At 71.5% G+C, this 20504-nt stretch carries 16 protein-coding genes; 8 read left to right on the forward strand and 8 right to left on the reverse strand.

Translation table 11 applies throughout. The features are described from left to right. Positions 1-120: 120 nt before the first annotated feature. From INT49_RS09190 to INT49_RS09210, 5 genes are all read left to right on the forward strand, one after another. Positions 121-1710: an acyl-CoA carboxylase subunit beta gene (locus INT49_RS09190; protein WP_193117433.1), complete on the forward strand. Its 1590-nt coding sequence runs from the start codon at positions 121-123 to the stop codon at positions 1708-1710. 2 nt (positions 1711-1712) lie between these two features. Further along, positions 1713-1952: a hypothetical protein gene (locus tag INT49_RS09195; RefSeq protein ID WP_193117482.1), complete on the forward strand. Its 240-nt coding sequence runs from the start codon at positions 1713-1715 to the stop codon at positions 1950-1952. Positions 1953-2026: 74 nt separating this feature from the next. Then, positions 2027-3706: a DUF885 domain-containing protein gene (locus tag INT49_RS09200; protein ID WP_193117434.1), complete on the forward strand. Its 1680-nt coding sequence runs from the start codon at positions 2027-2029 to the stop codon at positions 3704-3706. Beyond that, a complete protein-coding gene (locus tag INT49_RS09205) occupies positions 3703-4482 on the forward strand; it encodes a Maf family protein (protein WP_193117435.1) in 780 nt (259 codons plus the stop codon). Before INT49_RS09200 ends, INT49_RS09205 begins: the two co-directional genes overlap by 4 nt. 54 nt (positions 4483-4536) lie before the next feature. Beyond that, complete coding sequence (locus INT49_RS09210) at positions 4537-6315, forward strand: acetyl/propionyl/methylcrotonyl-CoA carboxylase subunit alpha (RefSeq protein ID WP_226850026.1); 1779 nt, start codon at positions 4537-4539, stop codon at positions 6313-6315. Between the two features lie 11 nt (positions 6316-6326). On the opposite strand, the gene INT49_RS09215 is transcribed toward INT49_RS09210, so the two are convergent. Next, entirely contained in the window at positions 6327-7805 is a 1479-nt protein-coding gene (locus tag INT49_RS09215) for an NAD(P)H-quinone dehydrogenase (RefSeq protein ID WP_193117436.1), read from the reverse strand. A gap of 79 nt (positions 7806-7884) precedes the next feature. On the opposite strand from INT49_RS09215, the gene INT49_RS09220 reads away from it, so the two are divergent. Continuing rightward, the gene (locus tag INT49_RS09220; RefSeq protein ID WP_193117437.1) at positions 7885-8757 is read left to right on the forward strand and encodes a purine-nucleoside phosphorylase; all 873 of its coding nucleotides are present in this window, start codon (positions 7885-7887) and stop codon (positions 8755-8757) included. Next, a complete protein-coding gene (locus INT49_RS09225; protein WP_193117438.1) occupies positions 8757-10475 on the forward strand; it encodes a phospho-sugar mutase in 1719 nt (572 codons plus the stop codon). Before INT49_RS09220 ends, INT49_RS09225 begins: the two co-directional genes overlap by 1 nt. A 149-nt stretch (positions 10476-10624) precedes the next feature. Here INT49_RS09225 and deoC read toward each other — a convergent pair whose 3' ends face one another. Next, entirely contained in the window at positions 10625-11290 is a 666-nt protein-coding gene (deoC, locus tag INT49_RS09230) for a deoxyribose-phosphate aldolase (RefSeq protein WP_193117439.1), read from the reverse strand. A 106-nt stretch (positions 11291-11396) separates the two neighbouring features. Here deoC and INT49_RS09235 point away from each other — a divergent pair, with 106 nt between their 5' ends. After that, positions 11397-12458 (forward strand): NUDIX domain-containing protein, encoded by a 1062-nt coding sequence (locus tag INT49_RS09235; RefSeq protein ID WP_319021566.1) that lies wholly within the window; start codon positions 11397-11399, stop codon positions 12456-12458. Between the two features lie 99 nt (positions 12459-12557). Here the strand turns inward: INT49_RS09235 and INT49_RS09240 are convergent, their stop codons facing one another. From INT49_RS09240 to INT49_RS09265, 6 genes are all read right to left on the reverse strand, one after another. After that, entirely contained in the window at positions 12558-13886 is a 1329-nt protein-coding gene (locus INT49_RS09240) for a thymidine phosphorylase (RefSeq protein WP_193117440.1), read from the reverse strand. Positions 13887-14070: 184 nt separating this feature from the next. Continuing rightward, entirely contained in the window at positions 14071-14544 is a 474-nt protein-coding gene (locus tag INT49_RS09245) for a cytidine deaminase (RefSeq protein ID WP_193117441.1), read from the reverse strand. Between the two features lie 103 nt (positions 14545-14647). Further along, positions 14648-15985, reverse strand: a complete 1338-nt coding sequence (locus INT49_RS09250; RefSeq protein ID WP_193117442.1) for an ABC transporter permease — start codon at positions 15983-15985, stop codon at positions 14648-14650. Beyond that, positions 15982-17643 carry an ABC transporter permease gene (locus INT49_RS09255; RefSeq protein ID WP_193117443.1) on the reverse strand — a complete coding sequence of 554 codons (1662 nt, stop codon included), beginning with the start codon at positions 17641-17643 and terminating at the stop codon, positions 15982-15984. Before INT49_RS09255 ends, INT49_RS09250 begins: the two co-directional genes overlap by 4 nt. Further along, on the reverse strand, positions 17640-19211 hold the full coding sequence (locus INT49_RS09260; RefSeq protein ID WP_193117444.1) for an ABC transporter ATP-binding protein: 1572 nt from the start codon (positions 19209-19211) through the stop codon (positions 17640-17642). The genes INT49_RS09255 and INT49_RS09260 overlap by 4 nt, the downstream gene beginning before the upstream one ends. A gap of 101 nt (positions 19212-19312) precedes the next feature. Continuing rightward, positions 19313-20428, reverse strand: a complete 1116-nt coding sequence (locus tag INT49_RS09265; protein WP_193117445.1) for a BMP family lipoprotein — start codon at positions 20426-20428, stop codon at positions 19313-19315. Positions 20429-20504: the final 76 nt, after the last annotated feature.

Raw genomic sequence — 20504 nt, forward strand, 5'->3', positions numbered from 1 at the left:
CGACGGGACATGTCACTCCATGCCGGGTCAGGTCGGCCCTCGTCGGCATGTCGTAGCGTAGTATCCCGGTGTTCATCTCCCCGTATTCTTGGCGGCCTGACGGCCGTCGCAGGAGGCTCCGTGACCGACGCCCCGCGGCCGCTCACCACCGCTCAGCGACTTGACGACCTTCGCGAGCGCGACGCCGCGGCGGTCTCCGCAGCGGACGAGATCGCCGTCCAGAAGCAGCATGCGCGTGGGAAGAAGACTGCTCGCGAGCGCATCACCGACCTCCTCGACGACGGCTCCTTCGTGGAGACCGATCGCTTCGTGAAGCACCAGGCACGCAGCTTCGGCATCGACAGCAAGCGGCCCGCCGGCGACGGCCTCGTCACCGGGCACGGCACGATCGACGGCCGCCAGGTGTGCATCTACTCCCAGGACTTCACGGTCTTCGGCGGCTCCCTCGGCGAGGCCCACGGCCGCAAGATCCAGAAGATCCAGGATCTCGCGCTGAGCACCGGCGTGCCGATCATCGGGATCCTCGACGGCGGCGGCGCCCGCATCCAGGAGGGCGTGGCCTCGCTGGCCATGTTCGCCGGGATCTTCAAGCGCAACACCCGCGCCTCGGGCGTCATCCCCCAGATCTCCCTGATCATGGGCCCGGCCGCCGGCGGCGCCGTCTACTCCCCCGCGCTGACGGACATCATCGTGATGGTCGAGAAGACCTCCCACATGTTCATCACCGGCCCGGACGTGATCCGCACCGTGACCGGCGAGGACGTCGGCTTCGAGGAGCTCGGCGGCGCCCGCACGCATTCGACCCGCTCCGGGGTGGCCCATTACATGGCCCCCGACGAGGGCGAGGCCATCGAGTACGTCAAGGACCTGCTGAGCTACCTGCCGGCGAACACGCTGAGCCCGGCGCCGTCCTTCCCGGTGCTCCTCGAGGAGGGCCGGACGCCGCAGGACACGGCGCTGGACACTCTCGTACCGGACTCCCCGAACCAGCCCTACGACATGCTCACGGTGCTGCGCACGGTCCTGGACGATGAGGAGTTCCTCGAGGTCCAGCCGCTGTTCGCCCGCAACATCCTGGTGGGCTTCGGCCGGGTCGAGGGCCACAGCGTCGGCATCATCGCCAATCAGCCCTCCCATCTCGCGGGCACCCTCGACATCGACGCCTCCGAGAAGGCGGCCCGGTTCGTGCGGCTGTGCGACGCCAACAACATCCCGGTCCTGACCTTCGTGGACGTCCCCGGCTTCCTGCCCGGCACCGACCAGGAGTTCGGCGGCATCATCCGTCGCGGCGCCAAGCTGCTGTACGCCTACGCCGAGGCGACCGTGCCGCTGGTCACCGTCATCACCCGCAAGGCCTACGGCGGCGCCTACATCGTCATGGGCTCCAAGGAGCTCGGCGCGGACATCAACCTCGCCTGGCCCACCGCGCAGATCGCGGTGATGGGCTCCCAGGGCGCGGTCAACATCCTGCACCGCGGGGACCTGCGCCAGGTCGCCGAGCAGGGTGGGGACGTCGCGGCCGAGCGCAGCAGGTTCGAGGCCGAGTACGAGGAGCAGTTCGCGACCCCGTACACCGCGGCGGAGCGCGGCTGGATCGACGGCGTGATCCAGCCGGCCGATACCCGCATCGAGGTGGCCCGGGCGCTGCGCGCGCTGCGCACCAAGCGGGACACCCTGCCCACCAAGAAGCACGGGAACATCCCGCTGTGAGCATGCCGCACACCGACGTCAAGCTCGTCCAGGGCCGCCTCGCGGCGGACGAGCTCGCCGCGATCGCCGTGGTGGTCTCGACGATGAGCGTCACCAGCCGCCTGGAGGCCGACGAGCGCGCCCTCGCGGAGGGTCGCGGCGGCGGGCCCAGCGCCTGGAACGGCCCCGTGCACAGCCATCCCCGGGCGCATGCCCTGCGCGGGCACGCCTCCCCCACGGCCTGGCAGTTCGCCGACCGCTGAGCGCGCAGCTCACCGAGCGTCGAGCGCCGTGCCGGGACCGGCCCAGCACCTCGTGCGGCACTAGACTCGCGGACATGCCCGAGACCCCCTCACCCCAGCCCGCGCGCACGGCGTCCGCCCTGGACCGCCTCGCCGACGACTACGTCGATCTCAGCGTCCGCCTGGATCCGTTCCTGGCCACCGAGCTCGGCATCGCCGGGCACGACACCGAGGTCACCGACTACTCCCCCGGGGCCGTGTCGGAGCGGACCGAGGCGGCGCGCGGCCTGCTGGCGAGCCTCGCGAGGGTCCCGGATAAGGACGCCACCGACGCGGTCACCCGCGCCGCCCTGACCGAGCGCCTCGGCCTCGAGATCGAGCGCGCCGAGCGGCGCCTGGACATCGCCACCGTCAACAACCTCGCCTCCCCGCTGCAGTCCCGCGATGTGCTCGATCAGATGCCCACCGACACCGCCGAGGACTGGCAGGTGATCGCCCAGCGTCTAGACGCGATGCCCCGATCCCTGTCCAGCTGGGCGCAGTCGCTCCGAGAGGCGGCGGACCACGGCGTGGTCTCGGCTCGCCGCCAGCTCCTGCTCGGCGCGGAGCAGGCCCGCGGCTTCGCCGCGAAGGACGGCTTCTTCGCCGAGTTCGCCGCGCAGGCCCAGGGGGACGACGCCCAGCGCACCCGGGTAGCCGAGGCTGCGCGCACCGCGGCCGACGGCTATCTCGCGCTCGCCGAGGAGCTGACCGCCCTGGTCCCGCACGCCCCGGAGGCCGACGCGGTGGGCCGCGACGCCTACCTGCTGTCCTCGCGCACCTTCCTGGGCACCGAGATCGATCTCGACGAGACCTACGCCTGGGGCATCGAGGGGCTCCGCTCGGTGGTCGCCGAGCAGGAGGAGGTCGCCCGCCGGATCAACGACCGCCACGGCAACGGCGGCGGGAGCTCGGTCGAGGCGGCGAAGGCGAGCCTGAACAGCGATCCGGCCCGGATCCTGCACGGCACCGAGGCGCTTCGCAGCTGGATGCAGGACCTCAGCGATCGCGCCATCGAGGAGCTCGCCGGCACCCACTTCGACATCCCCGATCCGCTGCGGCGCCTGGAGTGCCGCATCGCCCGGACCGGGTCCGGCGGCATCTACTACACCGGCCCCAGCGAGGACCTCACCCGGCCCGGCCGCATGTGGTGGGACGTCCCGGCGTCCACCACCGAGTTCCACACCTGGCTGGAGACCACCACGGTCTACCACGAGGGCGTCCCCGGCCATCATCTGCAGGTCGGCACCCAGACCATGCAGGCCTCCACCCTGAACCGCTGGCGCGCGATGATGTGCTGGGTCTCGGGGCACGGCGAGGGCTGGGCCCTGTACGCCGAGCGCCTGATGGACCAGCTCGGATACCTCTCCGACGACGGGGACCGGCTCGGCATGCTCGACGCGCAGCGCCTGCGAGCCGGTCGCGTCGTGCTCGACATCGGTCTCCACGTCGGCCTGTCGATGCCGGAGGATCTCGCCGGATCCGCCGGCGGCGACTGGACCTACGACACGGCCTGGGACTTCATGAGCGCCCATTGGGGAGTCACCGAGGCGGAGCAGCGTTTCGAGCTGAACCGCTACCTGGGCTGGCCCGGACAGGCGCCGTCCTACAAGATCGGCCAGCGGGTCTGGGAGCAGCTGCGCGCGCAGTCCGCCCTGCCCGCCCGCGATTTCCACCGTCAGGCCCTCGAGCTGGGGAGCCTGCCGCTGTCCGTCCTCGAAGGAGCCCTGTCATGACGACCCCGGATCAGACCACCCCAGAGCAGGCGTCCCCGGAGCAGTTGACCCCCGACCATGATCCGTTGCTCCTGCTCGCCTCCGCCTCGGCCGGGCGCCGCGCCACGCTGCGCGCCGCCCGGATCGAGCACGGCACCCTGCCTGTGGACCTCGACGAGGAGGCGATCCTCGAGGCCGCGCGTGAGCGGGCCGCCGCGACCGGGGAGCCGGAGGACGCGCTGACCCCGGCGGACGAGGTGCTGCTGCTGGCCCGTGAGAAGGCCGTGGCGGCGACCTCCCGCAGCGATGGCGGCTATGTGGTGCTCGGCTGCGACTCGATGCTCGAGCTCGACGGCGAGGTCATCGGCAAGCCGCGCACGGCCGAGCGGGCCACCGCCCGCTGGCAGGCGATGCGCGGGCGCACCGGCATCCTGCACTCCGGTCACTGGCTGGTCGACGACCGCGATGAGGAGGACGGCGGCACCGGGGCCACCTTCGGCGCCACGGCGAGCTGCGAGGTCACCTTCGCCCAGCTGTCCGACGAGGAGATCGAGGCGTACGTCGCCACCGGCGAACCGCTCGGCGTGGCCGGCGGATTCACGATCGACGGCCTGGGCGGCCCCTTCCTCGAGGGCGTCTCCGGGGACCCCCATGCGGTGGTCGGGCTGTCCCTGCCGCTGCTGCGCCGTCTGCTCGCGGAGATCGGGATCGGCATCCACGAGCTGTGGGACTCCGCACTGCCCGCACCGGCGACGGCCGATTCACCAGGCACCACGCCCCGCCCTGCGTCCGCCTGAGCGCTCTCGGTACTAGACTCGGCCACTGCTGACTCCCGGAAGGAACCCTCCCCCATGCCCGCACGCTCTTCCAAGCCCCGCCCGCTGTCCACGGTGCTGATCGCCAACCGTGGAGAGATCGCGGTGCGGATCGCGCGGGCCTGCCGGGACGCCGGGCTGCGCACCGTCGCCGTGTACGCCGACCCCGATCGCGACGCCCTGCACACGCAGATCGCCGATGAGGCCTACGCCCTCGGCGGCACCACCGCCGCGAGCTCCTACCTGGTCGTCGACAAGATCCTGGACATCGCGAAGCGCTCCGGCGCCGACGCCATCCACCCCGGCTACGGCTTCCTCTCCGAGCGCTCCGACTTCGCCCAGGCCGTCACCGACGCCGGGCTCACCTGGATCGGGCCGCCGCCGTCGGCCATCGAGAAGCTCGGCGACAAGGTCTCGGCACGTCACATCGCCCAGAAGGCCGGCGCTCCGCTGGTGGCCGGCACCAAGGACCCCGTCCAGAACTCCGACGAGGTCGTCGACTTCGCGCGGGAGCACGGCCTGCCGATCGCCATCAAGGCGGCCTTCGGCGGCGGCGGCCGCGGCCTGAAGGTCGCCCGCGAGGAGTCCGAGGTGCGCGAGCTGTTCGACTCCGCGGTGCGCGAGGCGGTCTCCGCCTTCGGTCGCGGCGAGTGCTTCGTGGAGCGCTACCTCGACTCGCCCCGGCACGTCGAGACCCAGTGCCTGGCCGACATGCACGGCAACGTCCAGGTGGTCTCCACCCGTGACTGCTCGCTCCAGCGCCGCCACCAGAAGCTCGTCGAGGAGGCGCCCGCCCCCTTCCTCACCGCCCAGCAGAACGCGCAGCTGGTGTCATCCTCCAAGGCGATCCTGCGCGAGGCCGGATATGTCGGCGCCGGCACCTGCGAGTTCCTGGTGGGGATCGACGGCACCATCTCGTTCCTCGAGGTCAACACCCGTCTCCAGGTCGAGCACACGGTCACCGAGGAGGTCGCCGGCGTGGACCTGGTGCGCGAGCAGCTGCGCATCGCCGCCGGCGGCACCATCAGCTCCGAGGATCCGACGTCGCGCGGACACTCCTTCGAGTTCCGCATCAACGGCGAGGACCCGGGCCGCGGCTTCATGCCCGCACCAGGGCGCATCCACCGGTACGAGATGCCCTCCGGCCCTGGCGTGCGCGTCGACACCGGCGTGCGCGCGGGTGACGAGATCTCCGGCGCCTTCGACTCGATGCTCGCCAAGCTCATCGTCACCGGCGCCACGCGCCAGGAGGCGCTCGAGCGCTCCCGTCGGGCCCTCGCCGAGTTCCACGTCGAGGGGATCCCCACGGTGATGCCCTTCCACCGCGCGGTCGTCGAGGATCCTGCCTTCGCGCCGCAGGACCCGGAGGAGCCGTTCACGGTCCACACCCGCTGGATCGAGACCGAGTTCCACAACGAGCTGCCCGCGGCCCCGCTGCCGTCGCAGCCCGAGGAGGCGGAGGACCGCGAGGCCGTCGTGGTCGAGGTCGACGGTCGCCGGGTCGAGATCAGCCTCCCCGCCTCGCTGCGTGCGCCGCAGGCCGCCGTGCGCTCGCGCCGCAAGCGCCAGCACAAGTCCGTCGGCGAGTCCGCGGCCAACGGCAACTCGGTCACAGCCCCCATGCAGGGGACCATCGTGAAGGTGGTCGCCGAAGAGGGCCAGAGCGTCTCTGACGGGGACCTCCTCGTCGTGCTCGAGGCCATGAAGATGGAGCAGCCCATCACCGCGCACCGCTCCGGGGTCATCAAAAGCCTCGGCGCCGAGATCGGGGCGACCGTCTCCGCGGGCGCCGTGCTCTGCTCCATCGAGGACTGACGGGCGACGCCTCAGTCGGTGCCGGCCTGGCTCGCCCGTCGCGCCACCTCGGCCAGGGACCCCGTGAGCGAGGGGTACACCGTGAACGTCCCGGAGACCTGCTCCGCGGTGAGCCGGTGGGCGACCGCGAGCGTGTACGGCAGGATCAGCTCGCTCGCCCGTGGGGCCACCACCACGGCCCCCATCACGGTGTGCGACCCGGAGCGCACGATCAGCTTCACGAAGCCCTCGCTCAGTCCCTGCATCTTGGCGCGCGGGTTCGTGTCCAGGCCCAGCACGAGCACCTCGCCGGCGAGGACCCCGTCGGCGACGTCCTGCTCGCTCACGCCCACCACCGCGATCTCCGGGCTGGTGAAGATCGCTGAGGACACCTGCGTGGAGATCAGCGGGGAGACCGCATCGCCCAGGGCGTGATGCATGGCGATGCGTCCCTGCATCGCGGCCACCGAGGCGAGCGGGTACACCCCGGTGCAGTCGCCGGCGGCGTAGATGCCCCGCACGCTGGTGCGGGAGACGCGGTCGGTGTCGATATGGCCGCTGTCCTTCACGCGCACCCCGGCCTGCTCGAGGCCGAGCTCGCCCGTCCAGGGGATTCCGCCGAGTGCCATCAGCACGTGGCTGCCGGCGATCTCCTCCCCCGAGGTGAGCGTGACCACCACCCCGTTCTCGGTGCGGTGCGCGGACGCGGCACGGGTTCGTGAGCGCACGGTGACACCGCGGCGGGCGAAGGCGTCCTCGAGCACGTCGGCGGCGTCCCCGTCGGTGCCGGGCAGCACCTTCTCCCGGGAGGAGACCAGGGTGACCTCGCTGCCGAGGGCGCGATAGGCGCTCGCGAACTCGGCGCCGGTGACCCCGGAGCCGACGACGATCAGGTGCTCGGGCAGCTCCTCGAGGGTGTACAGCTGGGTCCAGTTCAGGATCCGCTCGCCGTCGCAGGGGGCGGAGTCCAGCTCGCGGGGACGGGCACCGACGGCGAGCAGGATCACGTCCGCCTCGCAGGCGGGCTCGAGCACCGCGGCGTCCTCCCCCGCGCCGTCCCGGATCTCGACGGTGGCCGGTCCCAGCAGCCGGCCGCGGCCCTCGATCACGCGGACCCCGGCCTCGCGCAGGGAGATGCGGACGTCCTCGGACTGCGCGGTCGCGAGCCGCTGGACGCGAGCGTTCACCGCCGCGAGGTCCACGGTCAGGGCCCCGGTCCCCGGGGCGGAGCCGTCGTCGGCCTGGCGGATGCCGAGCTCCTGGGAGGTGGCCACCTGGTCGAGCACGTCGGCGGTGGCGATGAGGGTCTTGGAGGGGACCACATCGGTGATCACTGCGGCCCCGCCGAGCCCACGGTCCTCGATGAGCACCGTATCGGCGCCGTGCCGGGCGGCGGTGAGCGCGGCCTCGTAGCCGCCCGGTCCGCCGCCGATGATCACGACCCGCGTGCGGTCACCGGAACGGGTCACTCGATGGGGGTCGGACGGAAGGGCAGTGCTGGGATCGCTCACGTCTCCATTGTGTCTCAGAAGGCTCGACAGGGGCCCGGTTCCGGTGTTGTGCGGGGCGTGGCTGCGTTACCTTCGATCCATGACTGAAACCGCCTCTGACCCGTACCTGCTCGCCCGCGACGCCGCTGCCGCGATCGCCGAGGCCAGCGGGGTGGCCTCCCATGATCTCGCCCTGGTCCTGGGGTCCGGCTGGGCCGGTGCCGCGGACCTGCTCGGGGAGACCGTGTGGCAGGCCGACGCCACCACCATCCCGGGCTTCCGCCCGCCGGCCGTCGCCGGCCACATCGGGACACTCCGCTCGATCCGTGTCGAGGGCAGCGATGCCCGTGCACTGGTGCTCGGTGCCCGCACCCACTTCTACGAAGGGGCCGGGGTCGGCGCCGTGGTGCACGGCGTGCGCACCGCCGCGGCCACGGGGGCCCGCACGATGGTGCTGACCAACGGCTGCGGCGGCATCGACCCGTCCTGGACCCCGGGCACTCCGGTGCTGATCAGCGACCAGATCAACTTCACGGGTGCCACTCCCCTGTCCGGGGCGAACTTCGTGGACCTCACTGATCTGTACACCCCGGCGCTGCGCGACATCGCCCGGGAGGTCGATTCCTCGCTCGACGAGGGCGTCTACATGCAGTTCCAGGGGCCGACGTACGAGACCCCCGCCGAGGTGCAGATGGCCCGGACCATCGGAGCGCACCTGGTGGGCATGTCCACCGCGCTCGAGGCGATCGCCGCCCGCGAGGCCGGGATGGACGTGCTCGGGATCTCCCTGGTCACGAACCTCGCCGCGGGCATCAGCGCCCAGGCGCTCAGCCACGAGGAGGTGCTCGAGGCGGGGCGGGACGCCGGTCCGCGGATCTCGGCGCTGCTCGCCGAGACGGTCCGTCGCATCACCGGGGGCGCACCGTCCTCGGCCGCTTCCACCTCCACCTCCACCTCCGGGGAGCAGTCGTGATGACCGCGCTGGACCAGGCCCTGCGCAGGCGCTCCGAGGCCTGGCTCGCGGACGATCCCGATCCGGCCACGCGCTCCGCTCTCAGCTCGCTGCTCGAGCAGGCCGTCTCCGGCGGAGAGGCCGCGATCGACGAGATCGCCGATGCCTTCTCCGGTGACCTCGAGTTCGGCACGGCCGGTCTGCGGGGCCGGATGGGTCCCGGCCCGAACCGGATGAACCTCGCGGTGGTCTCCCGCGCCGCCCGTGGTCTCGCCGACCATCTGCTGGGCGATCTCGAGCTCGCGGCGCCCCTGGTGGTGATCGGGTACGACGCCCGCTACAACTCGCAGGACTTCGCGCTGCGCTCCGCCGCGATCATGACGGCGGCCGGCTGCCGCGTGCAGCTGCTGGAGCGCTTCGGCCCCACACCGCTGGTCGCCTTCGGCGTGCGCCAGCTGGGCGCCGACGCGGGCATCGTGGTCACGGCGAGCCACAACCCGCCGGCCGACAACGGCTACAAGGTGTATCTCGGAGGCCGGGCCCAGGAGTCCGACGGACAGGGCGTCCAGATCGTGCCACCCTCGGACGGGCAGATCGCCGCTCGCATCGCCGCCGTCGGCCCCGTGCTGGACATCCCGGTGGCCGACGCCGGCTGGGAGCTGCTGGGGGAGCAGCTGCGCGAGGACTATCTCGCGGCTATCTGCGCCCTTCCCGATCTCCAGGGGCCCCGCGACGTGCGGATCGTGCACACGGCGATGCATGGCGTGGGCACCGAGACGGCGCTCGCGGCGCTGCACCGCAGCGGCTTCGCCGAGGTGCACACGGTCGCCAAGCAGGCCGACCCTGATCCGGACTTCCCCACGGTCGCCTTCCCCAACCCCGAGGAGCCCGGAGCGATCGATCTGGCGCTCGAGCTGGCCCGCACGGTCGAGGCCGACGTCGTGATCGCGAACGACCCCGACGCCGATCGCTGTGCCGCAGCCGTGCTCGACCCGCATCTGGGCGACTGGCGGATGCTCACCGGTGACGAGCTGGGAGTTCTGCTCGGCGACCATCTGATCCGTCGGCACGGCTATCGCGGGGCCTTCGCCCGCTCGATCGTCTCCAGCCGCTGGCTGGGAAAGATCGCCGAGGCCGTCGGGGTGGACTCCCCCACCACGCTGACGGGCTTCAAGTGGATCGCCCGTGCCCCCGGCATCGTCTTCGGCTACGAGGAGGCGATCGGCTACTGCGTGCTGCCCGAGGTGGTGCGGGACAAGGACGGCCTCTCCGCAGGGCTGATGGTCGCGGAGATGGCGGCTCTCGCGAAGGCGGAGGGCACCACGCTGATCGGCCGGCTCGATGAGCTCGCCGCGGCGCACGGTCTGTTCGCCACCTCGCAGCTGTCCATCCGGGTGGAGGACCTCGCGCAGATCCCCGCCATGATGCAGCAGCTGCGCTCCGCCCCGCCCACCGCGCTGCTGGGCTCCGAGGTGGTCACCACCCAGGACCTGTCCCAGGGCTCGGTCGAGTCGACGGGCCTGCCGCCCACCGAGGGGATGCTGCTGCTCAGCGCCGAGGACACCCGCGTGGTGGTGCGCCCCTCGGGCACCGAGCCGAAGCTCAAGTGCTATCTGGAGGTCGTCCAGGACGTTCCCGCGGGAACGTCCGCGCCGGAGATGGCAACGATCCGCCAGCATGCCGGCGAGCGCCTGGCGCAGCTGAAGGACGAGCTGCGCGGGGTGCTCGGTCAGGCCTGAGGGCGCTCGCGCAGGTCTGAGGGCACAGACTCGGCACCGAGGTCGCCTCCGGAGCGCTCCTGACGCTGAGCGCTCCGGGGACGAGACCTGACGGGGAGCCTGTCCGCACTGCGCTGACGGGCTCCCCGGGGCACTCGGGCTCCCGGAGATCAGTACCCGGTGCCGGTGCCGCCGTCGAGGATGGCCTTCGAGGAGGACAGGCCCAGGCGGCTCGCACCGGCGGCGACCATCGCCTCGGCTGCCTCGCGGGTTCGGATACCGCCGGAGGCCTTCACGCCGAGTCGGTCGCCCACGGTGGCGCGCATCAGCTGCACGGCGTGCTCGCTCGCGCCCCCGGCGGGGTGGAAGCCCGTGGAGGTCTTCACGAAGTCGGCGCCGGCGCGCTCCGCGGCCTCGCACACGCCGACGATCTGCTCGTCCTCCAGCGCGGCGGATTCGATGATCACCTTCAGCACGACGGGCGTCGGAGCGGCGTCGCGCACGGCGCGGATCTCGGCCTCGACGGCGGCGAAGTCCCCGGAGCGGGCGAGGCCCACGTTGAGGACCATGTCGACCTCGTCGGCGCCCTTGGCCACGGAGTCCGCGGCCTCGGCGGCCTTGATCGCCGGGGCGTGCTGGCCGGACGGGAAGCCACACACGGTGGCGACCTTGACCGTGGTCTCCACGGGCAGCATCGACGGGGAGACGCAGATCGAGTAGGTGCCGAGCTGCTCGGCCTCGCGGGCGAGCGCGTCGACATCCGCGCGGGTCGCCTCGGGCTTCAGGAGGGTGTGATCGATGAGGGGTGCGAGCTGTGCGCGATCGAGAGTGGTCATAGGGAGATCTTCCCATGAGCGACGCTCTGAGGAGGCCATCACAGGTGCGCCCCGATGCCCGTGAGGCCGCCCTCCGCGCTCCCCCGAGCGCCTAGAATCGGCGGTCGTGACCACTGCTCCCGCCCCCTCCCGCGCGCCCCGCCGCATCGTCCTGCTCGCCGGCCCGTCAGGGAGCGGCAAGGGTGTCATGTCACGACGATCCGGGCTTCCGGTCCTGGGGCTCGACGACTTCTATCGCGAGCACGACGATCCCGGCCTCCCCCGCCGCTTCGGCATCGTCGACTGGGACGATCCCGCCTCATGGAACGCCGGCGCCGCTCTCGAGGCGCTGACGGCTCTCGCCCATGACGGCGCCGCCGAAGTCCCGGAGTACTCGATCTCCGCCTCGCGCCGCACCGGGACCACGCAGGTCGTGGCCGGGGACGCGCCGCTGATCATCGCCGAGGGAATCTTCGCCGCCGAGCTGATCGCCCCGCTCGCGGCGGCCGGCCTCCTGGCCGACGCCATCGTGCTGCACCGCCCCACCCCCGTCGTGTTCGCTCTGCGGCTCGTGAGGGATCTGCGCCAGAACCGCAAGCCTCCCCTGACCCTGCTGCGCCGGGGATGGGGCCTGGCTCGGGACCAGCGCGCCGATCTCGAGGGCTGGAGCCGAGCCGGGATGCGTCCCGAAGGACTGCACGCCGGGACCCGCTGGCTGCATCGGCTCACCGGCGTCGCGGACTGCGAGCAGCGGCACGCGCACGCCGCACGCGCCGGGGACGTCCTGCGGATCACGGCGGTGTGCTTCCTGCGCGAGGGGACGCACGGCACCGAGGTGCTGGCGGTGCGCAAGCGCGGCACCGGCTCCTATATGCAGGTCGGCGGCAAGCTCGAGGCCGACGAGAGCGCTCAGGAGGCGGCGATCCGCGAGGTCGCCGAGGAGATCGGCGTGACGCTGGCTCCCGAGGACCTCGCGCCGCTGGGCGACTTCGAGGCGGTCGCCGCGAACGAGCCGAACACGATGGTGTGCTCGACGGTGTTCATCTGTCGCACGCCGCTGCCGGAGCCGATCATCGTGCAGGCCGAGCTCGCCGATCACCGCTGGGTGCAGATCGGCGAGCCCGGCACCGGCGCCCGGCTGGCGCCGCTCATGGTCGAGCACATCCTGCCGGCGCTGCGGGCGCTGTAGGCCCCGGGACCCAGGGCTCAGGATCCAGGACCCGGGCCCAGTTCCCGGCGCTCAGCACTCAGCACTCAGCACTCAGGCAATGCGGTCAGACGGATGCGGTCAGGCGATGCGGTCCATCACGATCTTCCGCGCGCGGACCGTGGTGCCGGGGGCGGCGAGGGTCCAGGACCCGTCGATCGACTCGAGCGCCCGGGGCATCCGCTCCGGGGTGTCGGTGTGCAGGCGGGCCAGGACGTCGCCGGCCTTCACCTCGTCGCCGATGTGCGCTTCGATCTCCACGCCGGCGGCGGCCTGCACGGCCTCCCCCGGGCGGGAGCGGCCGGCCCCCAGACGCCAGGCGGCCACGCCCACGCCCATCGCGTCGAGACCGGTGACGACACCGTCCTCGGTGGCCCGGAGATCCTCGACGTGCTTCGCGACCGGCAGCGGGGCGTCGACGTCCCCGCCCTGGGCGGAGATCATCGCGCGCCAGGAGTCCATCGCCCGACCGTCGGCCAGTGCGGCCTCCACGTCGGCATCGTGCACCCCGGCCGCATCCAGCATCTCGCGGGCCAGTGCGCAGGTGAGCTCCACGATGTCCGCCGGGCCGCCGCCGGCGAGCACCTCGAGGGATTCGCGCACCTCGAGGCCGTTGCCCGCGGTGCGTCCCAGCGGTGCGGACATGTCGGTCAGCAGCGCGACGGTGTGCACCCCGGCGTCGGTGCCGAGCTCCACCATGGTGCGGGCGAGCTCGCGCGCATCCGCCTCGTCCTTCATGAAGGCACCGGCTCCGGTCTTCACGTCCAGAGTCAGCGCGGCTGTGCCCTCGGCGATCTTCTTGGACATGATGGAGCTGGCGATCAGCGGGATCGCCTCGACGGTCCCGGTGATGTCGCGCAGGGCGTAGAGCTTCTTGTCGGCCGGGGCGAGGCCCGAGCCGGCGGCGCAGATCACGGCGCCGGCGCTCTCGAGCTGAGCCATCATCTCGGCGTTGCTGAGGTCCGCGCGCCACCCGGGGATCGCCTCGAGCTTGTCGAGCGTGCCGCCGGTGTGGCCCAGCCCGCGCCCGGACAGCTGCGGCACGGCCACCCCGAAGCTCGCCACCAGGGGCGCCAGCGGCAGGGTGATCTTGTCGCCCACGCCGCCGGTGGAGTGCTTGTCCGTCGTCGGCTTCGAGAGCGCCTGGAAGTCCATCCGCTCGCCGCTGGCGATCATCGCGTTAGTCCAGCGGGCGATCTCCGACCGCTCCATCCCGCGCAGGAAGATCGCCATCGCGAGCGCCGCCATCTGCTGCTCGGCGACCACGCCGCGGGTGTAGGCGTCGATCACCCAGTCGATCTGGCCGTCGGCGAGCGCCTGGCCGTCGCGCTTGGTGCGGATGACGTCGACGACGTCGAAGGGCTCGACGGCGGGAGAGGTTCCGGTCGAGCCGGCAGATGCAGTGGTCATGGAAGGTCTCCTGGAATCGCGGGGAGGTCGGATCGTCGTGTCGTAGTGGTCTGTGAGGTCAGGTCCCGGCGGGGTTCTGCTGGGTCTCGCTGGGACCTGCTGGGTCTCGCCGGGTTCTGCTGGGTGCTGGGCTGGAATCGGTTCTGGCCGGCGCTGCCTCCTGCTGACGCGTGCTGCCGCCGGCTCACACCTGGAGGTCGGAGGGGCCGAAGGCCTGGGGCAGCACCTGCGCCATGGTCCGCGGACCCTCGGGGGTGAGGACCACGAGATCCTCGGCGGCGTGCTCGGACAGCAGCTGGCGACAGCGCCCGCAGGGCATCACCACGGCGCGCTCCTCGCGGGAGAGGTGCTCGTCCCCGCCCACGCAGACGAAGCGCGAGAGCCGCCCGCCGCCCCCGGCGACGAGATCGCTGATCATGCCGCACTCGGCGCAGAGGGTGACGCCGTAGCCGGCGTTCTCCACGTTGCAGCCCCGCACCAGGCGACCATCGGTCGTCAGGCCCGCCGCGCCCACCCGGAAGCGGGAGTACGGCGCGTAGGCGTTCTCAGCGACCTCTCGGGCCGCGGCGAGCAGCTCCGTGAAGTCGACGTCACCGTCCACCTCGACGTCGTGTTCGGTCCCGGCGGGATCGGTGCCTGCGGTCTGTGAGGTGCTCATAGGTCGATGGTCCCACTGCTCGCCGAAGTTCTCATGGCGCGACGTCCTCACTGCGTGACGTCCTCACTGAAGCTCCCACTGAAGTTCCCACTGTGCGACGACCTCACTGCTTGACGTACGGGACGCCGTTGGCCGCCGGGACCCGCACCCGGCCCACGACGCCGGCGACGGCGAACAGCGCCACGACGTACGGGAGCATGAGGAGGAAGTCGCCCGGGATGGAGACGCCCCCTTCCGCGGCGGACATCGTCCCCAGACGCAGCTGCAGGGAATCCGCGAAGGCGAAGGTGAGCGCGGCCAGCAGAGCGCCCACGGGGTGGTATCGGCCCAGGATCATCGCGGCGAGGGCGATGTACCCCTTGCCGGCGGACATCTCCTCGCCGAAGGCGACCCCGGTGCCGATGGTGAGCGTGGCGCCGCCGAGTCCGGCGACGGCGGAGCCGAGCATCACGTTGATCCACCGGGTGCGGTTCACGGGGATGCCGACGGTGTCCGCGGCGCGCGGGTGCTCGCCCACGGCGCGCACGCGCAGGCCCCAGCGGGTGCGGAACAGAGCGATCGTGAGGCCGGCGACGATGATCCACATCAGGTACACGAGGATGTTCTGCTCGAACAGCACGCGGCCGATCACGGGGATGTCCGCCAGGACCGGGATGCGCAGGGTCGGCAGGCGCAGGGGCGAGTTGAACTGACCCGGGTTCTGCCGCATCACGGTGCCGAAGAAGAACGAGGTGACGCCGATGGCGAGCACGTTCAGCACCACGCCCACGATGATCTGCTGCACCCGGTAGCCGACGGCGAACATGGCCAGCAGGGCACCCATCACGAGGGCCATGATCGGTGCGGCGATCAGACCCACCCAGGCGCTTCCGGCGAGGGAGCCCACGAGCGCCGCGCCGAACGCCCCGAAGAGCAGCTGCCCCTCGATCGCGATGTTGATGACTCCCGCACGCTCGGAGAGCACACCGGACAGGGCGCCGAAGGCAAGGGGGACCGCAAGGGCGAGCGTGCCCTGGAGGAGAGTGGCCACGTCCAGTGCGCGCTCGGAGATCACCCAGGTCATGAAGGCGAGGATCCAGCTCACGGCGAAGACGGCGATGAGGCCGAGGCGTGCGGCGGGCCGGGGACGGGCCGCGCGGGCGTGGAGCACCCACAGCGCCGCCGATGCCGCCAGCGCGATCACGGCCAGGGCCACGGCCCCGCCGATCGAGGGCACGGTGATCCGCTCCGGGATCAGACCGAGGGGGTTGAGGTCGCCCTCACGGGCCAGGGCGAAGGACGACTCCGCGCCGGGGACCCCGCGCAGGCCGAAGAACACCAGCGCGATGAGGCCGAGCACGGTGGTGGTGAGCGGGAGGTGCCACCAGCTGTCGGGGCGCTCGTCGGTGACCTTCTTCTGGACCTCGGAGTCGTCCGGGGCCACGGTGGGCGTGGCGGTCATCGCTGATCTCCCGTCGCGTCGGTGGGATCTTCGACGTCACCGGCGGGAGGTGCTGTCCGCGGCGAGGAGTCGGAGGAGGGGGCATCGGGAGATGGGGCACTGGGGTCTCGGTGAGCTCCTTCGTGACGTCCCGCCGGGTCCGGTGAGCGACCGGGCGATCCCTCCGGTGTGCTGCCCGGCGGGAGATCACCGGCCGCACTCGTGCCGGGATCCGCCGACGACGCCGAGGGCGGGGACGTCGTCGAGGTCGACATCGAGTCCGAGATCGACGTCGAGTCTGAGTTCGACGCCGAGGTCGACGTGCTGCCGGCCATCGTCCGTCGGGCGGTGCGCCCCCGGGCTCCGGTGGAGGGGTGGTCGACACGGCGCAGGCCGATGAGGGTGCGCACGAGGGGCGGTGCCGCGATGAACAGCACCACGAGGACCTGGATGACCTGCACGAGGTCCAGCGGGACGCCCTGGCTGCTCTCCATGAAGCGGCCACCGGTGGACAGACCGGCGAACAGCAGCCCGGCCAGGACCACACCGACCGGGCCGGAGCGCCCGAGCAGAGCGACCGTGATGGCATCGAAGCCGATGCTGCCGGCGACGCCCTCGGTGAGTCGCTTCTCGGTGCCCAGCACGTGCACGGCGCCGGCGAGGCCGACGAGGCCACCGGCCACGGTCAGCACCAGGAAGGCGGTGCGGGACGGGGAGATGCCGGCGACCCGCGACGCGCGAGGGTTCGAGCCGACGGCCCGGAACTGGAAGCCGAGCGTGGAGCGGCTCATCAGCCACCACAGCAGCACGGCGGCGCCGGCGGCGAGGAACAGTCCGGCGTGCAGCCGGAAGCCGGAGCCGAGCAGCTGCGGGAGGACGGCAGAGTCGGAGATCGAGGGTGAGGTCGGCTGGGACTGGTTGGCCCCGGTGAAGGCCGCGGTCTTCAGTGCGAAGAACAGCAGATAGGTGGCGATCCAGTTCAGCATGATCGTGCTGATGACCTCGTTGGCGCCGAAGCGCGCCTTGAGGAAGCCGGCGATGCCGCCCCAGACCGCGCCGGCGAGCAGGCCGCCGAGCAGGGCGATCAGCAGGTGCACGACGATGGGCAGATCCCAGGTGAAGCCGATGTATCCGGCGGCCATCGCGCCCACGATGAGCTGGCCGGTGCCGCCGATGTTGAACAGCCCGGCGCGGAAGCTGACCGCCATGCCGGCGGCCGCGATGATCAGCGGCGTGGCGACGGTCAGGGTCTCGGTGAGCGGCCGCAGGCCGGCGGCGAGCGCGGGGAGGAGGACGTAGGTTCCGCTCCCGCCCGCTGCGCGGAGGTCATCGGCGACCCGGGAGTATCCGACGCCGTCGAACACCGCCCCGCGGAACATGGCCCCGTACGCCTGGGTCACCGACTGCCAGATCGCGGTGAAGGCGTCGGACGGGCGATCCAGGAAGTAGCTGAACGTCTCCCGCACCTCCGTGTCGGCGATGACGATGAGCACGGATCCGATGAGGAAGGCGAAGATGAAGCTCATGACCACCACGAGCAGGTCCCCGCGGGCGATCTTCTGCAGGGTCCCGCGGAGGCGGTCCTCGGCCTGCTGCTCGGGGGGCGGCGGCGCGTCGTTGCTCCCGGCCCCTACCCCCGGGGCGGAGCTGGTGTTCTCGGGGTCGACGACGGCGGTCATACGATCTCTCCTTCGTCGGCGAGCTGCGAGTCGGTGGTGCGCGCACCGGCGGCGACGGCCTCACGGGCGGCGTCGACCGTGTAGCCGGCCATCATCAGGCCGAGCACGTCGCGGTCCTCGTCCCCGGGGACGATCCCGAGGATCTGGCCGCGGTACATCACGGCGATGCGGTCCGCCAGCTGGGTGACCTCGTCCAGCTCGGTGGAGACGATGATGACGGGGGTGCCCTTGTCACGCTCGTCGAGGATCCGGCGGTGGAGGAACTCGATCGAGCCGACGTCGACGCCGCGCGTGGGCTGGGAGGCGATCAGCAGGGCGAGCTCGCGGTGCAGGGCGCGGGCCATCACGACCTTCTGCTGGTTGCCTCCGGACAGCGCGGAGACGGCGGAGTCGGCGGACTGGGTGCGCACGTCGAACTCGGGGATCAGGCGCTCCGCGTTCTCCCGCACGGCCCGCAGGGACATGGCGACTGCGCTGCCGAAGGGCCGGCGGTCGTGCTGGTCCAGCACGAGGTTCTCGGCGACCGAGAAGTCCGGGATCAGGGCGTCATGGGTGCGGTCCTCGGGGACGAAGCCGACCCCGGCATCGAGCACCTGCTTGGTGCTGCGGCCCACGAGCTCGCGGCCCTCCAGGGTCGCCGAGCCGTGCACGGTGTCCTCGAGCCCCAGGAGTGCCTCGGCGAGCTCCGTCTGCCCATTGCCCTGGACACCGGCGATGGCGAGCACCTCGCCATGGCGGACGTCGAAGGTGACGCCGTCCAGGGTGCGCACGCCGGCGCTGTCCGTCACCCGCAGATCGGTGACCTGCAGGGCGATCTCGCCCGGGGTCGCCTCGATCTTGTCCTGGGCGAGGGAGACCTGACGGCCGACCATGAGGGAGGCGAGCTCCGCCTGGTCCGCGGAGGGGTCCGCCTCGCCGACGACCTTGCCGCGGCGGATCACGGTGATGCGGTCGGAGACCGCCTTGACCTCACGAAGCTTGTGGGTGATGAAGACGATCGAGGTGCCCTCGTCCCGCAGCTGGCGCATGATCGCCATCAGCTCGTCCGTCTCCTGCGGGGTCAGCACGGCGGTGGGCTCGTCCAGCACGAGCACCTCGGCCCGACGGCTGAGAGCCTTGATGATCTCGACGCGCTGCTGTGCGCCGACGGGGAGGTTCTCGACGAGGGCGTCGGGATCGATCTCGAAGCCGAACCGCGCGGAGATCTCACGCACGAGCGTGCGGGCCGCACCCAGGTCGAGCAGGCCGCCCTTGGTCGGCTCGTGGCCGAGCACCATGTTCTCGGCCACCGTGAAGACGGGGACCAGCATGAAGTGCTGGTGGACCATCCCGATGCCGGCCGCCATGGCGTCACCGGGATCGGAGAAGGAGACGGGCTTCCCGTCGATGACGATCTGGCCGCCGTCGGGTCGGTACAGCCCGTACAGCACGTTCATCAGGGTGGACTTCCCGGCGCCGTTCTCCCCCAGCAGGGAGTGGATCTCCCCGGGTTCGACGACCAGGTCGATCGCGTCATTGGCCACGAAGGACCCGAAGGTCTTCGTGATCCCGCGCAGTTCGAGCTTCACATCTCTCGCTTCCGTCGGCGACGGCCGAGATCATCGGCCGAGCGATCAGGAGGAGGCGGTCCCGGCCCGGGTGGGGCCGGGACCGCCGTTCTCCGGAGGGGTCAGGCAGCCTTGGGCGAGGCCTCGGACTCGACAGTCACCGTGCCGTCGATGATGTCCTGCTTGAGGGTCTCGAGCTCGGCGGAGAGCTCCTCGGGGACGTCGTCCTCGAACTCATGGAACGGGGCCAGGCCCACGCCGCCGTTCTCGAGGGTGCCCACGTACGAGGTCGCGTCGAACTTGCCGTCGGCAGAGGTGGTGATGACGTCCTCGACCGCGGTGTCCATCTCCTTCATCACGGAGGTGAGGATGACGTCCTGGGCGTCCTTGTCGCTCGCGTTCGTCTCGAAGCCGTCGGAGTCGACCCAGATCACGGTGCGATCCTCGCCCTCCTTGGCGGAGGCGAGGGTGCCTGCACCGACCGGTCCGGCGACCGGCATGATGATGTCCGCGCCGGCGTTGTAGAACTCGTCGGAGACGGCCTTGCCCTTGGACTGGTCGTCGAAGGAGCCCACGATGGAGCCCTTCTGGGTCTCCTTGTTCCAGCCGAGGACCTCGACGTCGGTGCCCTTGGACTCGTTGTGGTAGGCGACGCCATCGGCGTAGCCGTCCATGAAGATCGTGACGGTCGGAAGATCCATGCCGCCGTAGGTGGCGACCTTCCCGGTCTCGGTCATGCCCGCGGCGAGGTAGCCGGCCAGGAACGCGGCCTCAGCCGTGTTGAACTCGAGCGGCTTGACGTTGTCGAGCTCGACCGGGTTGCCGTCGGCGTCCTGTGCGGTGGAGTCGACGATCGCGAAGTCGGTGTCCGCGTTGGCCTCGGCGGCGGCGCCGGTGGCCGGGGCCAGCAGGAAGCCGACCGTGACGATCAGGTCGCAGCCCTGCGTGACCATGTTGTTGATGTTCGGGGCGAAATCGGAGTCAGTGGTGGATTCCGCCTCAGCCTGGTCGATGCCGAGGTTCTCGACAGCGGCCTTGAGACCGTTGTGGCTCGACTCGTTGAAGGACTTGTCGTCCCAGCCGCCCGAGTCCGAGACCATGCAGGCCTTGTAGTCGCTCGAGGCGCCGCCGGCATCGCTGCCGCCGCTGCCGCCGCCCTCCTCGGGCGCTGTGCCGCACGATGCGAGGGTGAGGACGCCGGCCCCGGTGAGGGCGAGCGCACGCGTAATGCTCTTCATGGGGGTTCCTCCGCTGGAGAGTCGGGGCCGATCGGGCCCCGGTAGGTCTCGGGCGACAGCATTGTCGCGTTCCGCC

This window comes from Brachybacterium tyrofermentans (genome assembly GCF_014897585.1).
Lineage (GTDB): Bacteria > Actinomycetota > Actinomycetes > Actinomycetales > Dermabacteraceae > Brachybacterium > Brachybacterium tyrofermentans.

Bases quoted from the DNA above. Each gene is read 5' to 3' on its own strand.
- INT49_RS09220 (WP_193117437.1), top strand. From the start codon at position 7,885: ATGACTGAAACCGCCTCTGACCCGTACCTGCTCGCCCGCGACGCCGCT.
- INT49_RS09245 (WP_193117441.1), bottom strand. From the start codon at position 14,544: ATGAGCACCTCACAGACCGCAGGCACCGATCCCGCCGGGACCGAACAC.
- INT49_RS09225 (WP_193117438.1), top strand. From the start codon at position 8,757: ATGACCGCGCTGGACCAGGCCCTGCGCAGGCGCTCCGAGGCCTGGCTC.
- deoC (WP_193117439.1), bottom strand. From the start codon at position 11,290: ATGACCACTCTCGATCGCGCACAGCTCGCACCCCTCATCGATCACACC.
- INT49_RS09205 (WP_193117435.1), top strand. From the start codon at position 3,703: ATGACGACCCCGGATCAGACCACCCCAGAGCAGGCGTCCCCGGAGCAG.
- INT49_RS09200 (WP_193117434.1), top strand. From the start codon at position 2,027: ATGCCCGAGACCCCCTCACCCCAGCCCGCGCGCACGGCGTCCGCCCTG.
- INT49_RS09195 (WP_193117482.1), top strand. From the start codon at position 1,713: ATGCCGCACACCGACGTCAAGCTCGTCCAGGGCCGCCTCGCGGCGGAC.
- INT49_RS09255 (WP_193117443.1), bottom strand. From the start codon at position 17,643: ATGACCGCCGTCGTCGACCCCGAGAACACCAGCTCCGCCCCGGGGGTA.
- INT49_RS09240 (WP_193117440.1), bottom strand. From the start codon at position 13,886: ATGACCACTGCATCTGCCGGCTCGACCGGAACCTCTCCCGCCGTCGAG.
- INT49_RS09210 (WP_226850026.1), top strand. From the start codon at position 4,537: ATGCCCGCACGCTCTTCCAAGCCCCGCCCGCTGTCCACGGTGCTGATC.
- INT49_RS09265 (WP_193117445.1), bottom strand. From the start codon at position 20,428: ATGAAGAGCATTACGCGTGCGCTCGCCCTCACCGGGGCCGGCGTCCTC.
- INT49_RS09250 (WP_193117442.1), bottom strand. From the start codon at position 15,985: ATGACCGCCACGCCCACCGTGGCCCCGGACGACTCCGAGGTCCAGAAG.